1 protein-coding gene is annotated in these 1,116 nt (G+C 74.1%); it reads left to right on the forward strand.

Going from position 1 to position 1,116, the window contains the following annotated elements; translation table 11 throughout:
* Nucleotides 1-1,116, forward strand: a 1,116-nt coding sequence (locus G3I65_RS35450) for a beta-ketoacyl reductase (RefSeq protein ID WP_160699961.1), incomplete at both ends; no start/stop codon positions are given.

Here is a 1,116-nt window from a genome sequence, read left to right on the forward strand (position 1 = left end):
AACCCGGTCCGCGACTCGCTGTTCCACGCCGGCTGGAAGACCGTGGCCGTCCGGCCAGCGACGCCCGGCTGGACCGAGGTCGCCGACGGCCTGCCCGAGGATGCGCCGTCCGTCGCCGTCGTCCGGGTCGGCTCCGGCGCCGCCCTCGACCTGACCGCGCGGGCGTTGGGGCTCGTGCAGGCATGGCTGGCCGAGGACCGGTTCGAGGACTCCCGGCTGGTGTTCCTGACCGAGGGCGCGGTGACCGACGCCGAGGGGACCGTCGACCCCGCGGCCGCGGCGGTCTGGGGCCTCGTGCGCTCGGCGCAGTCCGAGTACCCGGGCCGGTTCGTGCTCGCCGACACCGACGGCACCGAGGCGTCGGAAGCGGCCCTCGCCGGCGCGCTGGCGACCGACGAGCCGCAGCTGCTGCTGCGCGAGGGCACCCTGCGGGTCCTGCGCGTCGCCCGGTTCTCGGCCCCGGCTCCCGCCCCCGCGTGGAACCCGGACGGCACGGTCCTGATCACTGGTGGCACGGGTGGTCTGGGTGGGTTGCTGGCCCGGCATCTGGTGGCAGAGCACGGAGTCCGGCATTTGGTGCTGGCGAGTCGTCGTGGCGACGCGGTCGAGTTGGTGGCGGAGCTGACGGCGCACGGTGCCGACGTCTCGGTGGTGTCGTGTGACGTCTCGGATCGGGACGCGGTCGCGGCGTTGCTGGACGGCATTCCGGCGGAACATCCGTTGACAGCGGTGATCCATGCCGCGGGTGTGCTCGATGACGGTGTGGTCGGTTCGCTGACTCCGGATCGGCTGGCGACGGTGTTCGGTCCGAAGGTCGATGGTGCGGTCCACTTGGACGAGCTGACCCGCGACCTCGACCTGGCCGCCTTCGTCGTCTACTCCTCGGTGGCCGGCACCCTGGGACCGGCCGGGCAGGCCGGGTACGCCGCCGCGAACGCCTTCCTCGATGCCCTCGCACAGCGCCGCCGTGGCGAAGGGCGGCCGGGCCTGTCGCTGGGCTGGGGCGCGTGGGCGCAGGGCAGCGGCATGACCGGCACCCTCGGCGAGGCCGACCTCCGGCGCATCGCCCGCTCCGGGATGCCCGCGATGGCACCCGAGGAAGGGCTCGCGCTGTTC

Source organism: Amycolatopsis sp. SID8362 (genome assembly GCF_010550475.1).
GTDB lineage: Bacteria > Actinomycetota > Actinomycetes > Mycobacteriales > Pseudonocardiaceae > Amycolatopsis > Amycolatopsis eburnea.